Genomic DNA, 20218 nt, shown 5'->3' on the forward strand with positions numbered 1-20218 from the left:
TTCGCTGGCGCGCTTCTTGCCAAGATGTCGCACCCTTGTAGCGGGAGCGCGTCCCATGTCGATTTCCTCGATCGGTTCTTCCTCGTCCGTCGGCGCCTATGGCGGCGTCAGCGCCTCGCCCCTTGGCGAGCCGTCGGCCAAGGACGAGTTCCTGAAGTTCCAGGCCATGACGCCGGCCCAGAAAATGCGGGCCCTGATGCTGGCCAAGCTAGGCGTCACCGAAGAGCAGCTTAAGGCGATGACCCCCGAGGATCGCAAGAAGGTCGAGGACAAGCTGAAGGACATGATCAAGCAGCAAGTCCAGGGCGATCCCGAGAAGAAGGGTCAGAAGGGCCTGGTGGCGGATATTTTGGCTTAGGCCCCGTCCGCCTTTTCCGGCTCGCCCAGGAAGTCCTGGGCGAATTCGGGCGTTTCGCCGTCGTCCAGGTCCAGGGGATCCTCGTCCTCGCCGGCGCGCAGGCCCAGCGGGTCGGGCACGGTGAAGCCCGGCGGCAGGTTCATTTCCAGCAGGCCGGCGGCCTTCATCTCCGCGACGCCCGGGAGATCGCCGAGGTTGGCCAAACCGTAGTGCTCTAGGAAGGCGTCGGTCGTTCCGAACGTCACCGGGCGGCCGGGGGTGCGGCGGCGACCGCGCATGCGGATCAGGCCCAGTTCCAGCAGGACGTCGATCGTCCCCCGGCTAGCCTGGACGCCGCGCACGGCCTCGATCTCGGCCCGCGTCACTGGCTGGTGGTAGGCGACGATGGCCAAGGTCTCCTGGGCGGCCTTGGACAGGCGACGCGGCTCCTCGCGCTCCTCGGTCATCAGGAACGAGAGGTCATTGGCCGTCTGGAAGCGCCAGCGCTCGGCGACGCAGACCAGCTCGATCCCCCGGCCCTCGTAGCGGGCGCGCAGCGACGCGATCCCGGCGGCGATGTCCGCGCCCTCCGGCAGGCGCTTGGCCAGGTCGACGTCGCTGAGCGGTTCGGCCGCCGCGAACAGCAGGGCCTCGATGCAGCGCTCGACGAACAGGGGTTCGAGTTCGACGGTCATGCAAACCCCATAGCCGCTCTCCCCGGCGAAAGCCGGGGCCCAGATACATCCTGAGCGGTTTGGGCGTTCGCGCCAACGATCTGAGAAACCGCTCCGACGCTAGTGAGCTCGATCTGGGCCCCGGCTTTCGCCGGGGAGAGCGGATGGAGAGAGGCGATCACTCCATCACCTCCAACGGTTCCGCCCGGGTCCGCAAGTAGATGTCCTCGAACGCCGCCATCTGGCGCGCCTCGAGGATCCCTTCCTTCACCAGCTCCAGCGAGGCCGACAGGGTCGAGGCCAGGTACGAGGCGGGCGTGGGGCCGTCTTCCTCCTCCAGCGCCCGCTCGATCGGGGCGACGGTGGAGAGGACCGTCCAGTCCTCCATCTTCGGCAACAGGCTGCGCAGGCGGTCGCGGGCGTCCTCCAGCGGATAGGCCGTGGGCGGACGCGGGGCGTAGTGGCGGCTGTGCTCGCGCTTGCGCTGGGTGATGTAGGCGCTCATCAGGCCATAGAGGTCACCTTCCAGCCGGGTCGAGGAGACGATCCTGACCGCGTCCGGATCGCCGCGCATGAAGACGTCGCGGCCCAGGATCGGACGATCCTTCAAGGCTTCGACGGCCTTGCGCATCACGTCCAGCTTGGCCAGGCGGAAGGCCAGCTGCGCGGCCATCTCCTCGGCCGGCGGCTCCTCGGCCTTGGCCCGCTCGGGCTTGGGCAGCAGCAGGCGGGACTTCAGATAGGCCAGCCAAGCAGCCATGACGAGATAGTCGGCCGCCAGGGCGAAGCGCACGCGGCGGGCTTGCTGTACGAAGGCCAAGTACTGCTCGGCCAGGCGGGTGATCGACAGCTGCAGCAGATCGACCTTCTGGCTGCGGGCCAGGGCCAGGAGGACGTGCAGCGGGCCTTCGTAGCCGTCGATGTCGATGACCAGCGCCGCGCCGTCTTCGGCCGCCTCGTTCGCGGCCTCGAAGTCGAAGGTGGGCTGAAAGCCCGTGCTCACGCAAACTTGCCGTCAAAGGCGGCGTCGAAACGCGCGCGGGCCTCGGCCACGTCGAACGGCTCGGGAACCTTGACCAAGCGGCCCATCACGGCCTGGGCCCGGCGGCGGCCCTCCTTGGACAGCTTGCCGACGCCCGACATCACGGCCTTCATCTCGGCCATGTCGCCGTTGCAGTGCAGGACGACATCGCAGCCGGCCGACAGGCTGTCCTTGGCGCGCTGCTTGAAGTCCCCCGACAGCGCCTTCATCGACAGGTCATCGCTCATCAGCAGGCCGTCGAAGCCGATGGATTCGCGAATGATCTTCTTGATGGCCTTCTTCGAGGTGGTGGCCGGGTTCTTGCGATCTATGGCCGTGTAGACGACGTGGGCCGTCATCGCCATCGGCATGTCCGACAGCACCCGGAACGGCGCGAAGTCGCGGATTTCCAGCTCCAGCAGCTTGGCCTTGACCACCGGCAGCTCCAGGTGGCTGTCGCTCATGGCGCGGCCGTGGCCGGGGATGTGCTTGATGATCGGCAGGACGCCACCGGCCAGCAGCCCTTCGGCCGCCGCGCGGCCCAGGGTCGCCACCTGCTCGGGCGTGTCGCCATAGGCGCGATCGCCGATGATCTCGTGACCCTTGGGGTCTGGCACGTCCAGCACCGGCACGCAGTCGACATTGATCCCCAGCGAGCGCAGGTCATGGGCGATCAGCCGCGAGCCCAGACGGGTGATCTCGCGCGCCGTCAGCGGGTCGTTGGCCACCAGCTCGCCATAGGCGCGGCCGGGCGGATAGATCCGCCAATGCGGCGGCTGCAGGCGGGCGACGCGGCCGCCCTCCTGGTCGATCAGGATCGGCGCGTCGTCGCGGCCGACCGTGGCGCGCAGGGCGGCGGTCAGCGCCCTCACCTGCTCGGGATCGGCGATATTGCGCTTGAACAGGATGAAGCCCCACGGCTTTACGTCCTTGAACAACGCGACCTCGTCGGCCGTCAGGGTGGTCCCGGCGCAGCCGAGAATGGCGGCCGAAGAAGAAGCGCCCGACAGCAGGCTCATTTGACGAAGCAGGACTTGCCCGAGGCCGAGATGGCCTCGCAGAAGGCCTTGGCCGCCTCGCGGCTGGCGAAGCCGGTGACCGAGGTGCGGTAGAGGGTCGTGCCGTTCTTGTCGACGGTCTCGACCTTCTTGCCCTTGCCCGAGGCCAGGCCCGGGGCCAGGCGGACGGCGTCGGCCCAGGCCTTGTCGGCCAGGGCCGGCGACGACAGCGCGCCGATCTGCACCGCGGCCGGTCCGCTGGCCGAGGCGGCGGGCTTGGGCGCCGTCGGGGCGGCGGCGACGGGCTTGGTCGGCGCGGCCGAAGCCACCTGCACCGGCTTCGGCGCCGGCTTGGTCGCGGCGGCGGTGGCCAGGGACTCGATGGTCGGAGCCGGCTTGGCGGCCGGGGTCGCCGGCTGCGTCGTGGTCGGCGCGGGCTGGGCGGCCGGCAAGGTCGCCGTCTGCACCGGCACGGTGTTCAGCGGCACGGCCGGACGGGCGGCCGGCGCTTCCGGTGGCGCGGCGAAGGTGGCCGACGGCTGCGGATCCTCGTTGTGATAGATCTGCAGGCCCGCGGCCGGGTCCTGGGGCTGGCTGCCGGCCGGCGGCGGCGTCTTCATCTGGGCGACTTCCGTCCCCACGGCCTGCGGCGGCTCGTTCGGGCCGCGGATGCCGCCGCGATAGATCATCACCACGGCCACCACGAGGGTCACCAGCACCACCGCGCTGATGATCAGGGTCATGGGCAGCGGGCGCGCGCCACGCACGGGCTGACGCGCGTCGAACGACAACGGCGCGTCGGTGGGCGGCGTATAGGCCCCGCGGTGCGGATCAGACATCTTAGGCTAGGCTCCAAAACTCGGCGCGCGGATCGAACACCTCGAATCAGACGCGCGCGACCCTAGGTTACCCAACGCGGGCGCGTCCCAGAAGCGTCCACCCCGCTCAGGTGGCGGACAAAACCCCGCTCGTGTCCCCGTTCCGAGTCCGTCGAGCCCCTAGAGCGTGGTTCCCACGCTCTAGCCTCTTCCGATTGAGCCTGTCCGCGTCGGACAGGCTTTGGGCTCAGTTCCAGACATCGAGATGGAACAGCTTGCGGTGCTCTTCTATCGCGAAGCGGTCGGTCATGCCCGCGATATAGTCGCAGACCACGCGGGCCCGGCCGGCTTCGTCGCGGTTCTGCGACTTGGCGAACCAGACGGTCGGCAGGACCTCTGGCTCCTTCAGGAAAAGCCCGAACATTTCGCCCAGAATACGGCGAGCTTGGCTGCGCGTGCGGTTGACGCGCCAGTGGCGATACATCCGCTCGTGCAGGAATTTGCGCAGGCGAGCCAGGTCCTCGGCCATGTCCGGCGAGAAGGCGACCAAGGCGTGGCTCAGGGCGCGCACGTCGTCGGCCGAGGCGACGCCGGTGGCGGCGGCGCGCTGCAGGGTCTCGCCCATCACGTCGTCGATCATCGCGCCGATCATGCGGCGGATGGCCTCCAGGTGGGTGAGGCGCGCGTCGAGATCGGGACGCTCGCTCTTCACGGCCGCCAGGATCGGGCCGATCAGTGGCACGTCCATCAGCTCGTCCAGGGTGAACAGGCCGGCGGTGACGCCGTCGTCGACATCGTGGTTGTTGTAGGCGATGTCGTCGGCCAGGGCCGCGACCTGCGCTTCCGCCGACGCCCACGTGTTCAGGCCCAGGTCGTATTCATTGTCGTACTTGGCGATCGCCTTCCAGGACGGCTTGCCCAGCTTGTTGGTCACCGGACCATTGTGCTTGATGATCCCTTCCAGGGTCTCCCAGGTCAGGTTGAGGCCCAGAAAGTCCGGATAGCGGTGCTCCAGCTCGGTCACCACCCGGAATGTTTGGACGTTGTGGTCGAAGCCGCCGAAGTCCTTCATCTGCAGTTCCAGCTCGTCCTCGCCGGCGTGGCCGAACGGCGGATGGCCGATGTCGTGGCCCAGGGCGATGGTCTCGGCCAGGTCGCTGTCCAGCCCCAGGGCCGTCGCCAACGAGCGGGCCACCTGCGCCACTTCCAGCGAATGGGTCAGGCGGGTGCGGAAGTTGTCGCCCTCGTGGGCCACGAAGACCTGGGTCTTTTCCTTCAGCCGGCGAAACGCCGAGGTATGGATGATACGGTCGCGATCGCGGGCGAACGGGGTCCGGGTGCGGCTTTCGTCCTCCTTGAACCGGCGGCCCCTCGACTTGAAGGGATCCTCGGCATAGGGCGCGCGGGGAACGAAGTACGGGGCCTGGGACATAAACCGCCTTTATCGCATTGGACGATTTGGCCCCTTCCGTCGGGGCCGCGACATCCTCATATAGGTCAAGGATGACTTTTCCACAGCCATGACCCAGCCAGACTTAACGCTTTCCGAAAACGCCGCCCGCCGGATCAAGACCATCGCCGCCAGCGAAGGCCGGCCCCTGATGCTGCGTGTCGCCGTCGACGGCGGCGGCTGCTCGGGCTTCCAGTACCGCTTCGACCTGGTCGACAGTGTCGAGGATGATGACCTGCGGATCGAGCGCGACGGGGCCGCGGCCCTGGTCGACGTGGTGTCCCTGGCCCTGCTGAAGGGTTCGGAGATCGACTTCGTCGACGAACTGGCCGGAGCGGAGTTCCGCGTCCGCAACCCGAACGCCAAGTCCAGCTGCGGGTGCGGCGTCAGCTTTTCAATCTAAGGTTCCAGCCCTAGGATCGCCGCAACGCCGGTTCGCGTGAATCGACGTCGGGGATCTCGTCATGCTCGCTATCGCCTTCGCCGCCGCTCTGAGCGCCACCGCCGCCTCGCCCGTCGAAACGTTCGTCGAGATCCCCGGGCCGCTGAAGGGGACGCAGTTGGCGCCCGCCTCCGGAGCCAAGGCGCCGGTCGCCCTGATCCTGCCGGGTTCGGGCCCCACCGACCGCGACGGCAACAACCCGCTCGGCATCAAGGCCTCGACCTATCGCCTGCTGGCCGAGGGCCTCGCCGCCCAAGGCGTGACGACGGTGCGCATGGACAAGCGCGGCCAGTTCGCCAGCGGCGCGGCCGCCGCCGACGGCAACAAGGTTTTCATCGCCGACCTCGCCGCAGACGCCAATGCCTGGGCGGCCGACCTCAAGAAGCGCACCGCCGCGCCCTGCGTTTGGCTGATCGGCCATAGCGAGGGCGCGCTGGTCGCCGAAGTCGCCGGCCAAGGGGGCAAGGACCTTTGCGGCCTGGTGCTGATTTCAGGGTCCGGGGAGAAGCTAGGTGACACGCTCCGTCGCCAGCTCAAGGCCGCCGTGCCAGCGGGGCCCATGCTCGACCAGAGCCTGGCCAATGTCGCCACACTGGAGGCTGGTGGCGACGTGGACGCTTCGACCCTGCCGCCAGGCCTGCAAAGGCTGTTCGCGCCCCAGGTGCAGCCGTTCCTTAAAGCCATCTTCGCGTACGACCCGGCGGCTTTGGCTAAAACCTACAAGGGTCCGATGCTGATCATCCAAGGCACGACCGATCTCCAGATCACACCGGACAACGCCAAGCGCCTGAAGACCGCCAAACCGGACGCCACCGTTGTCGAACTGGAGGGTGTCAATCACGTGCTCAAGGTCGCGCCCGGCGATCGCGCCAGCAATATGGCCACCTACGCCGACCCATCTCTTCCCCTGGCGCCGAACGTGGCCGAAGCGATAGCTGGTTTCATCAAAGCCCACTAGGTCGGCACGAACCGCAGCAAGGTCAGCGCCGCCGCGCCCCAGGCCAGCGGGATGGCCATGGCCGCCCAGGCCAACGGCGTCTCGCCCTTGCGCCACAAGATCCAGCCGGCCAGCGGAGCCAGCAGGCAGACCACCCAGAACAGCGCCGCGAACGCGAAGCCCAGCCAGGCGACCGGGTTCATCAGGTTGCCCGACCGGTCGAAGACCAGCGGCGTGAAGATGGCCAGGACGCCGCCCAGCACGGCCAGCCCCAGACACGCGCCCGTCGCCAGGACCATCAGCAGGACCTGCCGCGTGTCGATCGTTCGCCTGTCCGACTTGAGCACGGTCTTCATGGGCTCTAGCCTCCCGCTCCTGCCTGGAGCCGTCAATGCGTATAGCCACCTGGAACGTCAATTCGATCAACGCTCGCCTGGAAGGCGTGCTGGCTTGGTTCGAATCGGAAGCGCCCGACGTCGCCGTGCTGCAGGAGATCAAGTGCGTCGACGAGAAGTTCCCGACCGAAGCCTTTGAACGGCTTGGCTACAATGTCGTCGTCCACGGCCAGAAGACCTATAACGGCGTGGCGCTGCTCTCGAAGTTCCCGGTCGAGGACGTCCGCAAGGGCCTGCCCTTCCTGTTCGACGGCGAGGTCGACGAGCAGGCGCGCTACGTCGAGGCCGTGATTGGCGCGCCGACCCCATTCCGGGTGGTCGGCATCTATCTGCCCAACGGCAATCCGATCGGGACCGAGAAGTTCGACTACAAGCTGGCCTGGATGCGCCGCCTGCACGTCCATGCCAAAAGCCTACTGGCATTCGAGGAGCCCCTGGTCATCCTGGGCGACTACAACGTCATTCCCGAGGCCGAGGACGTCGCCAATCCCGAGGCCTGGCTCGGCGACGCCCTGTTCCAGCCCGAAAGCCGAGGCGCGTTCCGGGCGCTGAAGAACTTGGGGTTCGCCGATGCCTACATGCAGGCCGACGGGACGCCGGGCGGCTACACGTTCTGGGACTATCAGGCCGGCGCCTGGCCCCGGAATCTGGGCATCCGCATCGACCACCTGCTGCTGTCGCCCCAGGCCGCCGATCGTCTGACAGGCGTCGTGATCCACCGCGACGAGCGCGACAAGGAAAAGCCCTCGGACCACGTGCCAGTCGTCGGCCACTTCCGCGACTGATCGTCCTCTAATCCGACACCCTCTGTCCCGGAATCAGGACTCCCGCTAGCCTGGCGCCACCATGAGCGAACTCGCGCGTCTTTTGCTGTTCGTCGCCATCGCCGGGTCGGCGGTGACGTTCCTCGGCAGCTTGGCCATCTGGTACGGCGACGAGGACCGGCGCATCCGCCGGGCCCTGCGCAACGTCCTGAAGAGCGATCCCGAGGGCGTGGTCGTCGCGCGCGGCCGAGGTCGTGGCGCGGGCTTCTCGTTCTCGACCAACCTGCTGGCCGTGGCCTGGGATCGCGGCGCCTGGTGCCTGGTCTATCGCCTGGACGAGCTGATGGGCGCCGAGCTGCTGGTCGACGGCCAGGTCATGGGCCGGGTGTTCCGGGGCGAGGGCCGCCGGGCCATTGATCATGTCGCGCCCCAGGCGCAGAGCGTGACGCTGCGACTGGTCTTCGACGACCCGCGCCATCCGGACTTCACCCTGGAGCTTTGGGCCCCGGGGGACGAGCAGCGGCGCGAGAGCCGTTCGCCCGCCGAGCTGATGCAGGAGGCCAACCGCTGGCTGGCGCGCTGCGAGGCCATCGTCCGCCGGCCGCTGCCGCCGCGTCCAGAGCGCCCCGTCCCCGCCGCGCCGCCGGTCGTGGCCCGGACCGCCCCCCCGCCGCCGCCGCCGCCGCCTCCTCCGGAAGCGTTCGACGACGAGGACGACGACGACGATTTCCAGCCGCCGCCGGCCCTGCCCGACACGCCGCCGCCGCTGGCTCGCCGCTCGTCGTTCGACACGGCGCCGCGCGTCGCGCCCGCTCGCCCGATCTCGCGGCCCACATCGCGCCCGACGACGCCTCCACCGCGCCCCGCCCCCGAGCCCGACATGTTCGACGACGCGCCCCCCTGGGACGACGAACCGGACGACGCGCTTCCGCCGCCGGAGCCGACGTACAAGCCCGTCTCCAAGGCCAAGCGCGAAACCGCCGCCGATCAGGACGAGCTGCCGTTCGACCTCGACGACTAGAGCCGGTCCATTTCTGATGGAAACATCAGAAACGGATAAACAGGCTCTAGGCGCGCGCCTGGGGCGAGCGGGCATCACGGTTTCGAGAGTGGCGCCTTTTCCATTGCTGCAACGCACAGGCGGGCGTAAAGGGCCGCCGCCGGACGTATGCCGGCGCTAGGAGCCTCGAGCTTACATGGCGGGTAAAGATCCCCTCGCCGCTGCCGATTCCACCACCCCGACAACTCAAGCTTCCCACCACGGCCACGCGGCGTCGCGTTTCTGGCCGTTGGCGCTGGGCAGCGTGGGTGTCGTGTTCGGCGACATCGGCACCAGCCCTCTCTACGCCTTCCGCGACGCGCTGGAAGAAGCCGCGCGCGACGGCTTGGTCCGCCCCGAGATCATGGGCGTCCTATCCCTGGCCCTGTGGGCGCTGATCCTGGTGGTCAGCGTCAAATACGTCCTGTTCCTGATGCGCGCGTCCAACAACGGCGAAGGCGGGGTGCTGTCGCTGATGGCCCTGGCCCAACAGGGCGCCAAGGGGCGCACCGGCCTGATCTTCGCGCTCGGCGCCATCGGCGCGGCTCTGTTCTATGGCGACGGCGTCATCACCCCGGCGGTCTCGGTGCTGTCGGCGGTCGAGGGCCTGAAGTCGGTAAAGGGCTTCGAGCACTGGTTCGGGACCCAGGAGGTGATCGTCGTCAGCCTGGTGATCCTGACCGCCCTGTTCAACTTCCAGGCCAAGGGCACGGCCAAGGTGGCCGGGATCTTCGGCCCGATCATGGTCTGCTGGTTCCTGTGCCTGGGCGCTCTGGGGATTTGGCACATCAAGGACGACCTCAGCGTGTTGGGGGCGATCTCGCCGACCTACGCCATCTATTTCCTGGCCCACCACGGCCTGACCGGGTTTCTGGTGATGGGCGCGGTGTTCCTGACCGTGACCGGGGCCGAGGCCCTGACGGCGGACATGGGTCACTTCGGGCGAGGTCCGATCCAGCTGTCGTGGTTCGCCCTGGCCCTGCCGATGCTGGCCCTGAACTATTTCGGCCAGGCGGCCCTGGCTTCCAAGGCCCTGACCGCCGCGGAAGCCACCGGCTCGGCCCTGCCCAACGCAGACTGGTTCTTCCTGATGGCGCCGCACCAGTGGCGCCTGGGACTGGTGCTGTTCTCCGGCGTCGCCACCGTCATCGCCAGCCAGGCGGTGATCACCGGCGCCTTCTCTTTGACCCAGCAGGCGATCCAGCTGGGCCTGCTGCCGCGCATGGACATCAAGATCACCTCGTCGACCGAGGCCGGGCAGATCTATGTCGCGCCGATCAACTGGCTGCTGTTCGTCGGCGTCGTCTTGGTGGTGCTGTCGTTCCGCTCGTCCAGCGCCCTGGCCCACGCCTACGGCATTTCGGTGACCGGCACGATGGTGGTGACCACCTTGCTGGCCTACATCGTCGTGCGCCACGTCTGGAAATGGCGCCTGGCCGCGGCCCTGGCCCTGATCGTGCCGCTGTTCGCCCTGGACCTGACCTTCTTCGTCGCCAACCTGCTGAAGGTGCTGACCGGCGGCTGGGCGCCGCTGGCCCTCGGCGCGGGCCTGTGCCTGCTGATGGCGGTCTTCGTCAGCGCCTCCGAGCGCCTGCGCAGCAAGCTCAGCAAGGACGGCCTGCCGTTCACCGACTTCCGCGAGATGATCCTGCGCCGGCCAGCGACTTCGACGCCCGGCACGGCCGTGTTCCTGACCTCGGACCCGGACACCACGCCGCCGGCCCTGATGCACAGCCTCAAGCACTTCAAGGTGCTGCACGACCGCAACGTGCTGCTGAAGGTGGTCAGCGAGACCACGCCGCACGTGCCCGACGAAGAGCGGATCGAGACCCGCGCGTTGGACGACCGCTGGTGGCTGATCACGCTGCGCTACGGCTACATGGAAAGCCCGAACATCCCCAAGGCCCTGGCGGCCTGCCGCAAGCAGGGCCTGAAGTTCGACATCATGAGCACGTCGTTCTTCGTCAGCCGCCGCACGATCGTGCCGTCGACGGCCAACGACGCCCTGCCCGCCTGGAAGCGCAAGCTGTTCACCTTCCTGACGCGCAACGCCGCCGACCCGACCACCTTCTTCCACCTGCCGCCCGGGCGCGTGGTCGAGCTGGGGACGCAGGTCAGCCTTTAGCCGTAAAAACTGTCATCCCGGTCAAGCGCGTAGCGCGTCGAGCCGGGACCGCCGGAAGCTCTGAGTTTCTGGCGGTCCCGGGTCTTCGCCCGGGATGACAGCGTTGACTACAGATCCATGTAGACGTGGGTTTCCTCGGCCGCGCCGGGGTGGGTTACGGCGCCCCGGTGGGCCGGACCGACCAGCTGGGCGAACTTCCAGATCGCGCCGCTGTTGTAGTTGGTCTTGATCGGCTTCCACGCGGCCTTGCGGCGAGCCAGCTCGTCGGCGTCGACCTCAAGGTCGATCGTACCCTTGTGGGCGTCGATCGAGATCATGTCGCCGTCCTCCACGAGGGCGATCGGGCCGCCCTCCTGGGCCTCCGGCCCCACGTGGCCGATGCACAGGCCGCGCGTGGCGCCCGAGAAGCGGCCGTCGGTGATCAGGGCGATGTTCTCCACGCCCTGGCCGTACAGCGCCGCCGTTGTCGACAGCATCTCGCGCATGCCCGGACCGCCCTTGGGGCCTTCGTAGCGGATCACCAGGACGTCGCCTTCCTTGTAGTCGCGGCGCTCGACGGCCTCGAAACAAGCCTGCTCGCCGTTGAACACCCGGGCGGGGCCGCGATGGACCTGGTGCTTCAGGCCGGCGACCTTGACGATGCAGCCGTCGGGAGCCAGCGAACCCCAGAGGCCCACCACGCCGCCGGTCGGCGACAGCGGGGCCGCGACCGGACGGATGACGTCCTGGTCGTCGCGCCAGACCACGTCGGCCAGGTTCTCGGCCAGGGTCTTGCCGGTGACGGTCATGCAGTCGCCATGCAGCAGGCCGGCGTCCAGCAGGGTCCTCAGCAGCATCGGCACGCCGCCGGCCTCGCCCATGTCCTTGGCCACGTAGCGGCCGCCGGGCTTCAGGTCGGCGATGTAGGGGGTGCGGGCCGCGATCTCGGCCACGTCCTTCAGGGTGAACTCGATGCCGCACTCGTGGGCCATGGCCGGCAGGTGCAGGGCGCCGTTGGTCGAGCCGCCAGTCGCGGCCACCACCACCGCGGCGTTCTCGAACGCCTTGCGGGTGCAGATGTCGCGCGGGCGGATGTTGCTCTCGATCAGGCGCATGACCGCCTCGCCCGAGGCCACGGCATAGGCGTCGCGGTCGGTGTAGGGGGCCGGCAGGGCCGACGACAGCGGCAGGGCCAGGCCGATGGCTTCGGAGACGCAGGCCATGGTGTTGGCGGTGAACTGGCCGCCGCAGGCGCCGTCCGACGGACAGGCGGCGCGCTCGACCTTGCACAGGCGCTCCTCGTCGATGACCCCGGCCGAGAACTGGCCGACCGCCTCGAAGACATCCTGGACGGTCAGGTCCTTGCCGTCCAGACGGCCGGGCAGGATCGAACCGCCGTACAGGAACACGCTGGGCACGTTCAAGCGCAGCATGGCCATCATCATGCCCGGCAGGCTCTTGTCGCAGCCGGCCACGCCGACCAGGGCGTCATAGCCGTGGCCGCGCATGGAGAGCTCGACGGAGTCGGCGATCACATCGCGGCTGACCAGCGAGCTGCGCATGCCCTCGTGGCCCATGGCGATGCCGTCGGTGACGGTGATGGTGTTGAACTGACGCGGCGTGCCGCCGGCCTTCTTGACGCCCACGACGACAGCCTCGGCCTGGCGGTTCAGGGCGGTGTTGCAGGGGGCGGCTTCGTTCCAGCACGAGGCCACGCCGACGAACGGCTGGGCGATCTCTCGCGTGCCAAGGCCCATGGCGTAGTAATACGAACGGTGCGGCGCGCGGGCCGGCCCCTCGGTTACATGGCGGCTGGGCAGATTGGACTTGTCCCAGGTGCCGTCGGGTTTCTTGGTCATAGCAGAACGCCTTGGTTCGATAAGAGCGCCGTGGTTAGCCCATGGCTCAGCAGGACGGAAGGGTTCGACGCTCAGATTTTGCCCGGAAAGAAGCCGCTGCGGCGACTTTCATTGCGATCACGTCGCAAAAAGCCCGCCGCGACGCATAATCCATGCGGCCGTCAACCCTCCGCCGCCTGCTCCGCCGCCAGGGCCAGGTCCAGCGCCCGGGCGGCCTCTTCGCCGGTCACCACAGGCCGAGGCGCCTCGCCGCGCACCGCGGCCAGGAAGCCGGCGACCGACAGGCCCAGCGGGTCCTTGCCGGCCGGGGTCTCGGTGAAGTTCTCGATCAGCGGATAGGGCGTGGTGTTGCGGAAGGTGCGCTGGAGGAAGTCGATCTCGACCTCGCCCGAGGGGTAGACGACCTTCATTGTCCGCTCGCGGGCCTCGGCGACGCGCGAGCTGTCGAACACGGCGACGAAGCCATTCTCGAACATCGCCTCGACCTTCACCCAGTCGAGCGACGTCGAACGGGTGATCCCGCCCTCGCCGTCCACCGTCATCGGCTGGGCCTCGCACAGGGCCAGGGCCAGGTCGATGTCGTGGATCATCAGGTCCAGCACCACCGAGACGTCGAGATTGCGGTCCGAGGGCGTGCCGCGACGGACGGCTTCAAGGCGCAGCGGCTGCTCAGGGATGTCCAGCAGGCCCATGGCCTGGAACACCACTCGCTCCTGGTGACCGCAGGCCAGCGGCACACCGGCCTTGGCGGCGGCGGCGACCATCCGGTCGGCGTCCTCCGGCGTCACGGCCAGGGGTTTCTCGGAATAGACCGGCTTGCCCGCCTTCAGCGCCGCCAGGGCCGCGCCGGCGTGGTGGACGGCGGGCGTGGCGACCGTGACCACATCGACGGCGGCCAGGAAGGCGTCCATGTCGTCGAAGGCGGCGGCGCCTAGCGGCTCGGCCAAGGCCTGGGCGCGCGCCAGGTCGACATCGAACACGCCGACCAGCGTCACGCCGGCCAGCTCGACATACTTCTTGGCGTGATAGCCGCCGAACACGCCGGCGCCGACGACGCCGGCCCTAAGCTGAGAAGAAGAGCGGTCTTGGGTCATGGCGCGCTGTCTACCCCGCTTCGATGTCGCTTAGAAGCACTGGAGCCTTCGTCGCGGACGCGCTAAACATCCGTTTAAATTTGCAACGCTCCGAACGAGCGACCTGGGAGGACCACCATGACCACCTCGCGCGAGATCCGCCTGAAGAGCCGTCCCGTGGGGCTGCCCAAGGCGTCGGACTTCGACCTGGCCACCGTCGAGCTGCCCGCGCCGGGCGATGGCGAGATCCAGGTCAGGAACCTGTGGATGTCGGTCGACCCCTATATGCGCGGCCGCATGTACGACCGGCCCAGCTACGTGCCGCCGTTCCAGATCGGCCAGGCCCTGCAGGGCGGCGCGATCGGCGAGGTCGTCGCCTCCAACGATCCGGACTTCAAGCCGGGCGACATCGTCAATTCGATGTTCGGCTGGCGCGAGGCCTTCAACGCCCATCCCAAGTCGTTGGCCGCCGCCGGCATGGGTGCGATCACCAAGATCGACACCCAGGGCGTCCCGCCCCAGGCCTTCCTCAGCGTCGTGGGCATGCCAGGCATGACCGCCTATGCGGGCCTGCTGCGCGTCGCGGCGCTTAAGGATGGCGATGTCGTGTTCGTCTCGGCCGCCGCCGGCGCCGTGGGCTCGGTAGTCTGCCAGATCGCCAAGCTGAAGGGCCACACCGTGATCGGCTCGGCCGGCGGTCCCGAGAAGGTGGCGTTCCTGAAGTCGATCGGCGTCGACCACGTCATCGACTACAAGGCCACGCCCGACGTGGTCGCCGAGTTGGCCAAGGTCGCGCCCAAGGGCATCGACGTCTATTTCGAGAACGTCGGCGGCGTGCATCTGGAGGCGGCCCTGAACTCGGCCCGCCCGTTCGCCCGCTTCGCCCTGTGCGGGATGATCTCGCAATATAACGAGACCGGTAAGCCGGAAGGCCCGTCCAACATCATCCTGGCGGTCGGCAAGAGCCTGCGGCTGGAGGGCTTCATCGTCTCCAACCACTACGATCTCTATCCGCAGTTCGCCAAGGACATGAGCGAGTGGATCAAGGCCGGCAAGATCACCTGGAAGGAGACCGTCGAGGAAGGCGTCGAGCGGGCCCCGGACGCATTCCTGAAGCTGTTCTCCGGTGAGAACCTCGGCAAGATGCTGGTGAAGCTGGCCTAGCCCCTATTCGCGGGGCTCGAGCTTCGACACCTCGAGCCCCGTCGGCGTCTTCTTGAACTGGAACTTCACGCGCGCGCCCGGCGTGATCGGCGCCTCGGCGATCACGTCGGCATAGACCTTGAACTTGTCGCGGCCGGGCTTCAGACCCGCCGCGCTCGCGCCGTCGTGATCGAGCGTGAGAATTTGGCCGTCCAGGCTCGAAATCACGCCCTGCGCGTCGTAGGCCGGCAACGATTCCGTCGATGGAACGGCCTCCACGACGCCCGGAATTGATCGCCCTTCTTGTGAAGCTTTCCCGCAAGCCGCCAAGCTTGCGACGGCGATCATGGCGGTAAAATTCCGAAAATTCATAGCTTTACCGAAATTCCCCAGATCGGCGAGCATCGCTCGCGCGACGCGTTGCCAATGTTTTTTCTCGCAACTGCGAAATCCGCGTGATTTCCGGTAGCGAATTTGTGATCGAAGTTTTACTGTAGCGACTACCGGCGGCTCTCCACGTCGGTTTTCGACCGTCACGAAGCCGTCACACGCCGTCGACCGGTTCCCTAGCGGACCGAGGACGACGCGGGAAGAGGCCAACGGCGCCGAAATACGCGGAGAGAGCCCGGCCCGCCGGAAAAGTCCGAGACCTGACGATATGAGCGATCGCTCCGCCCTCTTCGACGTGCGCTCTTCCACGAGCGTGACCCTCGATCAGGTCGTTCGCCGTGACACGATCGAGATCCCGGCCGAGGTTCCGCTGGCCATGCCGGTCCAGCCGCTGGGCTTCTGGCAGGGCGGCCCTCGCCGCGCCGCCGCCGTGGCCGCCGACATGACCCTGCGACGCTGGATCGTGGCCCTGGCGACGATCGTCATGGGCTTCGCCGGCTGGAAGGCCACCTTCGACACCGTGGCCCTGGGCGGCGTAACCCGTCTGGAGACGGTGGTCGTGGTCCTGCTGGCCCCGCTGTTCCTGGCGCTGTCGCTGTGGTTCTGCACCGCCGTGGCTGGCTTCGTGATCCTGCTGGGCAAGCCCAAGGATCCGCTCGGCATCGACGGCGAGGCCCCGATGCCCAAGCTGCACACCCGCACCGCCATCCTGATGCCGGTGCACAATGAGGACGCCGCCGCCGTCTTCGCCCGCCTGCGCGCCATGGACGCCTCGCTGGCCGAGACCGGCCTGTCGCGCCACTTCGACATCTTCGTGCTCAGCGACACCCGCGACGCCCAGGTGGCCCTGGCGGAGCAGGCCTGCTTCGCCCGCTTCCGTCGCGAGGCCCACAGCAACGTCTTCTATCGGGTCCGCAAGGAAAACACGGGCCGCAAGGCCGGCAACGTCGCCGACTGGGTCAGCCGCTGGGGCAGCGCCTACGAGCACATGCTGGTCCTGGACGCCGACAGCCTGATGACCGGCGAGGCCATGGTCCGCCTGGCCGACGCCATGGAGCGTCACCCGGGCGCCGGCCTGATCCAGACCATGCCGATGATCATCAACGGCCAGACGATCTTCGCCCGCACCCTGCAGTTCGCCACGCGCCTGTACGGCCGCGTCGCCTGGACGGGCCTGGCCTGGTGGTCGGGCAGCGAGAGCTCGTTCTGGGGCCACAACGCCATCGTCCGCACCCGCGCCTTCGCCGAGACCTGCGGCCTGCCGCACCTGGCCGGCCCCAAGCCGTTCGGCGGCGAGGTGATGAGCCACGACGCCCTGGAAAGCGCCCTCCTCCGCCGCGGCGGCTGGAGCGTCCACCTGGCTCCCTATCTGGAAGGCTCGTACGAGGAGAGCCCCTCGAACCTGCTGGACTTCGCCACCCGCGACCGCCGCTGGTGCCGCGGCAACGTCCAGCACGTGCCGCTGATCGCCCTGCCCGGCCTGCACTGGATGAGCCGCCTGCACCTCGTGATCGGCGTGCTCAGCTACGCCCTGTCGCCGCTGTGGTTCATCGCCCTGTCGGCCGGAATCACCTCGCGCGCCCTGATGCCCGAGCTGAAGAAGGCCGCCTTCACCATGGCCGATCTGCAGGCCGCCGCGCACGCCCTGATCGACTGGCGCGAGATCCAGGCCACTGCCTGGGCCATGATCATCACCTTCGTCCTGCTGTTCGGCCCCAAGATCCTGGGCTCGATCCTGGTCTTCTCGCGCAAGAGCGAGATCAAAGGTTTTGGCGGCAAGCGCCGCGTCGCCGCCGGCCTGGCCGTCGAGATGCTGCTCTCGGCCCTGGTCGCCCCGATGCTGATGTTCACTCAGACCCGGGCCATCGTGGAAATCCTGGCCGGCAAGGTCGGCGGCTGGGCCACCCAGCGCCGCGACGCCGACAAGGTCGACTTCAAGGAAGCCTCGGCCGCCATGGGCTGGATCAGCGTCACCGGCCTGATCCTGGGCGCGACCTTCTGGTTCACCCCGGACCTGTTCACCTCGACCGCCCCGATCCTGCTGGGCCTGATCCTGGCCGTGCCGCTGACCATGCTGGGCGCCCACAAGGTGGCCGGCCTGAAGCTGAAGACCAACGGCCTGTTCATGACCCCGGAAGAGCGCCGGCCGCCGGCCATCGTCCGCGCGGCCCTCGGCCCGGCCTGCGAACCGCCGATCCGCTGGTTCGCCCGCAACGGCCGTCCGATCGGTCCGACGACCAAGATCCGCGACGCGGCCTGATATCTCTCTGTTCCCGTCTGGCCCCTCGCGCCGGACGGGAGTAGAAGCGCGGCTTCCTTATCCAACAAGGAGCCGCGTACCGTGTCGCGTCTGTTCAGCGCCTATGTGATCGTCGACTGGAGCGCCGCGGCCAAGCCGACCACGGGCGCGGATTCGATCTGGATCGGCGTGCTCAAGCGCGACGTGCGTTTCCGGCTCACCTTCGAAAGCTACAACCCCGCGACGCGCGGCGAGGCCGAGACCCGACTGGCCGCCGTGCTCGACGACTTGAAGAAGCGCGGCGAACGCGCCCTGGTCGGCTTCGACTTCCCGCTGGGCTTCCCGCGCGGTCTCTCCAAGGCCCTGTCCTTGCCCGGCGAGAAGCCCTGGCGCGCGGTTTGGGACCAACTGGCCAAGATGGTCAAGGACAAGGCCGACAACACCAACAACCGCTTCGGCGTCGGCTCGGAGATCAACCGTCGCCTGACCGGCGGGCCGTTCCCCTTCTGGGGCTGCCCGCCCAAGGACGCGCTGACGACGCTTCAGCCCAAGCGGCCTCGCGAACACGGCGAAGGCGACCTGCCGGAATTCCGCTACGCCGACGAGGCGGCCAACGCCAAGGGCGCGCACTCGATCTGGAAGCTCTACTACAACGGCTCGGTCGGCGGTCAGGCGATCGTCGGCATCCCGGCCGTACGCCGCCTGAAGGATGCGCGCGGCGAGGCCGTGCGGATATGGCCGTTCGAGACCGGCTTCAAGGCCCTGACCGACGCCGACCTCGAGGGCGTCGCGGTCGTGGTCGCCGAGGTCTATCCGTCGATGATCAAGACCGCTCCGGTCGCCGGCGAGGTCAAGGACCTGACCCAGGTGCGGACCCTGGCCGAGCACTTCGCCAAGCTGGACGAGGCCGGCAAGCTGGGCGCCGTCTTCGCCGCGCCGAAAGGTGTCGCCGAGGAGGCGCTGGAGGCCGCGGCGACCGAGGAAGGCTGGATCCTGGGGGCTTAGAAGCTGTCATCCCGGCCAAGCGCGTAGCGCGCCGAGCCGGGACCGCCGAAAGCGTCGAGCCCGTTGCGATCCCGGCTCTTCGCTTCGCTACGGCCGGGATGACAATTTCTTGTCTCGCCAGTCCAGGATCCTGAACCGCGCCAGCAGGAAGCCCGCGGCCAGGAAGCTGGTGACGATCACCGACAGCACCACCCCGTTCAGGCCCATGCCGCGCGGAATGGCCAGGAACCAGGCCAGCGGCCCCATGACCAGGGCGTAGCTGATCAGGTGGGTGACGGTCGGGACCCACACCTCGCCCCGGGCGCGCAACGCCTGGGCGGTCACCACCTGCACGGCGTCGGGCGCCAGGAAGAAGCAGGTCAGCACCAGGGCCGGCAGGATCAGCTTCAACGCGGCCGGATCGGTGGTGTAGGCCAGCGCCACCCAGTGCCGGGTCGGATAGAGCAGCAGGCCGGCGGCGACGCCGATCACCGCGATCACCGCGAAGGCGATCCAGCCCGCGCGGGTCATGCCCGCCGGATCGCGCGCGCCATAGGCCCGTCCGACCAGCACCGCGGTCGCCGACGCCATGCCCAGCGGGATCATGAAGATCACCGCCGCCACGTTCAGCACCACCGCCCAGGCGGCGACGGCCAGGCTGCCGATCCAGCCGGCCACCAGGTTCATGCCGGCGAAGGCCGAGACCTCGAAGAAGTTCGACGCGCCAGCGCCGTAGCCGATGCGACGCTGCTCGATCTCGGCCGGCCGGTCGCGGGCGGGCTTGTCGAAGACGCCCAGCGCGCGGGCCTCCTTCATGCGCAGGACGTAGATCGCCAGGGCGATGGCCAGGGCGCTGCGGGCCACGAAGGTCGACCAGGCGCCGCCGACCGCGCCCATGGCGGGCAATCCGAAGGTCCCGGGCACGAACAACAGGTTGGCGCCGAGGTTCACCAGGTTGGCCAGCCACATCATCACCGCGCCGGGGCCGGGACGCGCTAGACCCTCCAGCCAGAAGGTCAGCACCACCGAGATCGCGTAGACCGGCAGGGACAACGAGAACACGATCAGCGGCGGGGTCGCGCCGTCCGCCAGCCCGTCTTTCAGGCCCAGGCTGTGCAGAAACAGTGGTCCCAACAGCGCCAGCGCCGCCGTCGAGCCCAAGCCCAGCCAAGCCGCGTAGACCAGCCCTCGCCGCAGCACGGCCCCAGTCTCGTGGCGCCGGCCCGCCCCGATCGCGCGGGCGGTCATCACCTGCACGCCGACCAACAGGCCGACCGTGGCGGTCACGAACACTGAGGTCGGGGCCCAGGCCATGGCATGGAAGCCCAGCTGGCGCGCCGAGAAATGGCCGACGACGATGGCGTCGGTCAGGCCCATGATCATGATGCCCAGGCGCGACAACACGACCGGCCCCGACAGGCGGAGCAGCTCGATCAGATCGGTCATGATGGGGCCGCGCGGCCGCTTCGGAGGAAGCGCCGTTCCGGCCGCGTCGCGCGGCATGGTCGTCACCAATGTCAAAGAAGACGGGCAAGGTGGCCCATGCCCGTT

At 68.4% G+C, this 20218-nt stretch carries 19 protein-coding genes; 9 read left to right on the forward strand and 10 right to left on the reverse strand.

Features of this window, described 5'->3' with window-relative positions; translation table 11 throughout:
- Positions 1-55 precede the first annotated feature (55 nt).
- A complete protein-coding gene (locus ABIC66_RS05705) occupies positions 56-358 on the forward strand; it encodes a hypothetical protein (RefSeq protein WP_354068444.1) in 303 nt (100 codons plus the stop codon).
- On the opposite strand, the gene scpB is transcribed toward ABIC66_RS05705, so the two are convergent.
- The 5 genes from scpB to ABIC66_RS05730 form a co-directional block, all read right to left on the reverse strand.
- On the reverse strand, positions 355-1032 hold the full coding sequence (scpB, locus tag ABIC66_RS05710; RefSeq protein WP_354068446.1) for an SMC-Scp complex subunit ScpB: 678 nt from the start codon (positions 1030-1032) through the stop codon (positions 355-357). The genes ABIC66_RS05705 and scpB overlap by 4 nt on opposite strands.
- Positions 1033-1189: 157 nt before the next feature.
- Positions 1190-2014 (reverse strand): segregation and condensation protein A, encoded by an 825-nt coding sequence (locus tag ABIC66_RS05715; protein WP_354068448.1) that lies wholly within the window; start codon positions 2012-2014, stop codon positions 1190-1192.
- On the reverse strand, positions 2011-3051 hold the full coding sequence (gene nagZ / locus ABIC66_RS05720) for a beta-N-acetylhexosaminidase (protein ID WP_354068449.1): 1041 nt from the start codon (positions 3049-3051) through the stop codon (positions 2011-2013). The genes ABIC66_RS05715 and nagZ overlap by 4 nt, the downstream gene beginning before the upstream one ends.
- Positions 3048-3869 (reverse strand): cell division protein FtsN, encoded by an 822-nt coding sequence (ftsN, locus tag ABIC66_RS05725; RefSeq protein WP_354068451.1) that lies wholly within the window; start codon positions 3867-3869, stop codon positions 3048-3050. Before ftsN ends, nagZ begins: the two co-directional genes overlap by 4 nt.
- A 226-nt stretch (positions 3870-4095) precedes the next feature.
- On the reverse strand, positions 4096-5280 hold the full coding sequence (locus ABIC66_RS05730; RefSeq protein ID WP_354068452.1) for a deoxyguanosinetriphosphate triphosphohydrolase: 1185 nt from the start codon (positions 5278-5280) through the stop codon (positions 4096-4098).
- 88 nt (positions 5281-5368) lie between these two features.
- Here ABIC66_RS05730 and erpA point away from each other — a divergent pair, with 88 nt between their 5' ends.
- Entirely contained in the window at positions 5369-5701 is a 333-nt protein-coding gene (gene erpA / locus ABIC66_RS05735; RefSeq protein ID WP_354068454.1) for an iron-sulfur cluster insertion protein ErpA, read from the forward strand.
- Between the two features lie 61 nt (positions 5702-5762).
- On the forward strand, positions 5763-6698 hold the full coding sequence (locus tag ABIC66_RS05740) for an alpha/beta hydrolase (protein ID WP_354068456.1): 936 nt from the start codon (positions 5763-5765) through the stop codon (positions 6696-6698).
- Here ABIC66_RS05740 and ABIC66_RS05745 read toward each other — a convergent pair.
- Positions 6695-7033 (reverse strand): hypothetical protein, encoded by a 339-nt coding sequence (locus ABIC66_RS05745; RefSeq protein WP_354068457.1) that lies wholly within the window; start codon positions 7031-7033, stop codon positions 6695-6697. The genes ABIC66_RS05740 and ABIC66_RS05745 overlap by 4 nt on opposite strands.
- A gap of 35 nt (positions 7034-7068) precedes the next feature.
- Between ABIC66_RS05745 and xth the strand changes: the two genes are divergently transcribed.
- From xth to ABIC66_RS05760, 3 genes are all read left to right on the forward strand, one after another.
- The gene (xth, locus tag ABIC66_RS05750) at positions 7069-7857 is read left to right on the forward strand and encodes an exodeoxyribonuclease III (RefSeq protein ID WP_354068459.1); all 789 of its coding nucleotides are present in this window, start codon (positions 7069-7071) and stop codon (positions 7855-7857) included.
- Between the two features lie 61 nt (positions 7858-7918).
- Complete coding sequence (locus ABIC66_RS05755) at positions 7919-8857, forward strand: hypothetical protein (RefSeq protein WP_354068461.1); 939 nt, start codon at positions 7919-7921, stop codon at positions 8855-8857.
- A gap of 175 nt (positions 8858-9032) precedes the next feature.
- The gene (locus ABIC66_RS05760) at positions 9033-11000 is read left to right on the forward strand and encodes a potassium transporter Kup (protein WP_354068462.1); all 1968 of its coding nucleotides are present in this window, start codon (positions 9033-9035) and stop codon (positions 10998-11000) included.
- A gap of 107 nt (positions 11001-11107) precedes the next feature.
- Here ABIC66_RS05760 and ilvD read toward each other — a convergent pair whose 3' ends face one another.
- Together ilvD and ABIC66_RS05770 are read right to left on the reverse strand one after the other, a co-directional pair.
- Positions 11108-12838, reverse strand: a complete 1731-nt coding sequence (gene ilvD / locus ABIC66_RS05765; RefSeq protein WP_354068464.1) for a dihydroxy-acid dehydratase — start codon at positions 12836-12838, stop codon at positions 11108-11110.
- Between the two features lie 161 nt (positions 12839-12999).
- Positions 13000-13932 (reverse strand): Gfo/Idh/MocA family protein, encoded by a 933-nt coding sequence (locus tag ABIC66_RS05770; protein WP_354068465.1) that lies wholly within the window; start codon positions 13930-13932, stop codon positions 13000-13002.
- Between the two features lie 117 nt (positions 13933-14049).
- Between ABIC66_RS05770 and ABIC66_RS05775 the strand changes: the two genes are divergently transcribed.
- Positions 14050-15075: an NADP-dependent oxidoreductase gene (locus tag ABIC66_RS05775; RefSeq protein ID WP_354068467.1), complete on the forward strand. Its 1026-nt coding sequence runs from the start codon at positions 14050-14052 to the stop codon at positions 15073-15075.
- Positions 15076-15078: 3 nt separating this feature from the next.
- Here ABIC66_RS05775 and ABIC66_RS05780 read toward each other — a convergent pair whose 3' ends face one another.
- A complete protein-coding gene (locus ABIC66_RS05780; protein ID WP_354068469.1) occupies positions 15079-15459 on the reverse strand; it encodes a copper-binding protein in 381 nt (126 codons plus the stop codon).
- 253 nt (positions 15460-15712) lie between these two features.
- Here ABIC66_RS05780 and mdoH point away from each other — a divergent pair, with 253 nt between their 5' ends.
- A complete protein-coding gene (mdoH, locus tag ABIC66_RS05785; RefSeq protein WP_354068470.1) occupies positions 15713-17704 on the forward strand; it encodes a glucans biosynthesis glucosyltransferase MdoH in 1992 nt (663 codons plus the stop codon).
- Between the two features lie 81 nt (positions 17705-17785).
- A complete protein-coding gene (locus ABIC66_RS05790) occupies positions 17786-18688 on the forward strand; it encodes a cobalamin biosynthesis protein CbiG (protein ID WP_354068471.1) in 903 nt (300 codons plus the stop codon).
- Between the two features lie 87 nt (positions 18689-18775).
- Here ABIC66_RS05790 and ABIC66_RS05795 read toward each other — a convergent pair whose 3' ends face one another.
- Positions 18776-20188, reverse strand: a complete 1413-nt coding sequence (locus ABIC66_RS05795) for an MATE family efflux transporter (protein WP_354068472.1) — start codon at positions 20186-20188, stop codon at positions 18776-18778.
- Between the last annotated feature and the right edge of the window lie 30 nt (positions 20189-20218).

The sequence above is a fragment of the Caulobacter sp. 1776 genome (genome assembly GCF_040545685.1).
Classification (GTDB): domain Bacteria; phylum Pseudomonadota; class Alphaproteobacteria; order Caulobacterales; family Caulobacteraceae; genus Caulobacter.